This is a genomic window from Desulfacinum hydrothermale DSM 13146 (assembly GCF_900176285.1).
GTDB lineage: Bacteria > Desulfobacterota > Syntrophobacteria > Syntrophobacterales > DSM-9756 > Desulfacinum > Desulfacinum hydrothermale.
In genome coordinates this window covers 1-2,876 of the sequence record NZ_FWXF01000048.1, presented here as the reverse complement: position 1 = coordinate 2,876, position 2,876 = coordinate 1, and the positions used below count along the sequence as shown (strand labels likewise).

Genomic DNA, 2,876 nt, shown 5'->3' with positions numbered 1-2,876 from the left:
GTTGCCCGCAAGGCCGCCGTTTTCAGGCCGGCGGCCTCCAAACGCTCCACCAGGTCCGGGATCAGATCTCGTGTCCCTGTATGTTCCAGGCACACCAAGACCTTTCTTCCCGCCTCCTTCTCGCGCTGGACGATTTCGATGAGCCGCTGTTCTTTCGGCAGCACATCGCACGGTATTTCCGGCGCCTCGGCGATCAGATCGTCAGTCGTGGGATGCAACACCTTTTCGCCCCGCCGCGCCCCGTCAGGATAGGCCAAGAGCGCTTGGAGCATTGCACCTAAGAGGGACCGGTCGCCTCGCGCCAGGGCTCGTTTCACCTCGCCCTCAAGCGCGTCCTTGAACTTTCCGTATTCACCTGCGAGGTCTGAAGGCAACTCCACCGTTTCCACGTACTCGGAAAACGGCGGGAGGTTATCGGCCACATCCTCAAGTCGCATGAAGACGGAACGTTCCAGGAGGAGGTCCGTGAGAATCTGGGGGCTTATTCCCGGTCGTTCCCGAACGGTAACCCGAGACGACCGCCCGATAGAGGCACGACCGTCTTTATCGGATGTTTTGATGACCTGTTCGGTCACGCCATACCGTTCGGAAAACGCCTTGATGCTGTGGTAGTCCACGATCTGACTCATTGTGCGTGGACTAGTCCGCCACAGCAGGTAGAATAGGCCGGAGCTGTAGCCGCCCATCAGGGTTCCAGTAAGGCACAAGGTGTGCTTGGCGGCGTTGCAAAAAATGGCAAACGCCTGTCCCTGTGCCGTATCCCCGGCCTTGTACTGGTGCACCTCGTCCGCAATGAACAAGTTGAATGCCTTGCCTCGCGGGAAGTGTCTTTTGACGTATTCCGCCTTGCTGTAGCGGCGGAATCGGTTTCCATCCGCCTGCCACAGAGGCTCCTTACACCGCTCGCACCGAACCCGTCGTGACCGGACATTGGGCTCGCTGTCCAGGGTGGATCCGCACCGTGGGCACGTCCAGGTGATGTGGTCACGGTGTTGGAAAGAGGCGGCTCCACTCGTTCGGGCATAATGGAGCTTGGCTTGCTCCTTACCCAGCACGTAATACTCGCGTTGGGTCGGCTTGGTAGACTTTAGCTCCAGCAGCATGCCCAGGCCGGAGCGGTTGAGGTTTACAACGTGGGCGTCAGGGATGGTTTCCTTGATTTCCCTGATCCACTTTTGAACGAGGTGTCCCGGACACATGATGAGTGTGCGGGACTTCGGAGGACACAGGAGGAACGATGTGGAGATAGCCATCATTGTTTTTCCTGTGCCCATTTCGGCTGTGAGAAACAAGCCCCTGTGCTTGCGCACCTTGAAGCCTTTAGTGAGCGCCAAGACCGCTTCCGCCTGCTTTGGAAAGGGCGTTCGCAGTAGCTTGGTGAGACGCTCCCGCATTGCTGCCTCGAAGGCCCCCTCCGCATCCGGGGAATAAAGAGGCTGAGAGCGAGAAACATTCGTTAGCAGCATGTTTCCGTACTCAGCCAAGAACTCCTTCAGACTGCCAACCATAGGTCTTCCTCCGTAATGCAGGGGAAAACCCGCACTCCCCCCTGATCGCAGGGAGAAACGGGTTCCCCCTGCGCTAGGGGTGAGTATCAGCTAGCTGACTGTCAAGGCTCCCGATTTCAAGGAGTCCAGGATGTGGGATTGGAATACCTCTGGCATGGGAAGATCGACACGTCGGACAACGTTAAATTCCTCGCGCGTAGAAAAGCACGTGAGATTTTCGTTGTCCGTGAATTCTTCCCATAGCCAGTTTTTCCACTCCGGACATAGTGGCGTCGGGTACACGGCGTCCAGAGTGCGATACAGGTGTTCCTTTGCTTCATCCTCGGTCTGTCCCCACACCAGGTATGTGTTGGAGTATGGAGAGCAGAACTCGTTATCGCTCCAGGGTGAAAACACCATGGGATTCCACATGAGTTTGTGTGCCACTCTCCCCTCGTCCAGGACTACGGATGTTTGCCGCATAGGGCTTCCACCTGGCCTTTGCATGGTGCATAATTCATAGGGAGTTGACATGTTATACTCATGCAGTAATACGGAGTGTCCTTGGAGTATCGTTGCGCTTACTGCCCTTACGGCGGTAGGCGATCCGTAAAGGCTGATAGCGTGCAGATATAGAGTGCAATTGCCATTTGGCCTGTGGTCATAGTGCCCAACATAAAAATCTGTGAAAACATCTACAGCTCCGTGGGGAGCTTGTGATCTTACAGTCCGAAACGCTTTCATCCCCTTCCTCCCGTTAGCGCAGTTCAAGGATTTCAGCTTCGCTCGCATCGAGCAGATAGACCACCGGAGAGGGCGATTTCCGAATGATAGTCGTTCGGTTTCCCTTCTCGTCGGTCGTATCTTCCACCTCTTCCTCGATGACCCGAGTCCGGCCCTTGATCACAAAGACCTTCCCCTGGTCGTTGTTCCGAATCACCGTACCGTTACAGACTCCGGCGGCCACAAGTGCCGCCAGGTGGCCTCGGCGTAACGGTGTAAGTGGTTGTACGGATCCGAAGGTAGGAGGTGAAACAAGAGCGAAGAAATCTGCATAACATCTTGAATTGCTAACGGCATTATATGCTGTTTCGGGATCAATTCGCTGACTCCGTATGGAGAAGGGACGATCCCCATGACGGCGTTCAACGCGAATTGTTTTGTCGAGCGTTAGCTCGGGGACAGCAGATGGGCCTTCAAGCTCGATGCGGTACATGAGGCTCATATTGTCCTCGATGCTTTTTTTGTTTGCTCGAGCTTTCCAGGCAAAAACTGTCAATTGTCGCCCGTAAATGGGCCACCGATTGTCGGCCAAACTGGTCCACTTTATAAAGTGGCGCTAGGGCGATTCCTCGTCGTTTAGAAAGTGACGATCGAGTCCATCTACTT

2 protein-coding genes are annotated in these 2,876 nt (G+C 55.4%); both read right to left on the bottom strand.

Annotated features, from left to right (window positions below; all coding sequences use genetic code 11):
- On the bottom strand, positions 1 to 1,394 hold a 1,394-nt coding region (locus B9A12_RS16485), incomplete at its 3' end, for a DEAD/DEAH box helicase family protein (RefSeq protein ID WP_170920704.1).
- Positions 1,395 to 2,244: 850 nt separating this feature from the next.
- Complete coding sequence (locus B9A12_RS16475; protein WP_084059176.1) at positions 2,245 to 2,427, bottom strand: hypothetical protein; 183 nt, start codon at positions 2,425 to 2,427, stop codon at positions 2,245 to 2,247.
- Between the last annotated feature and the right edge of the window lie 449 nt (positions 2,428 to 2,876).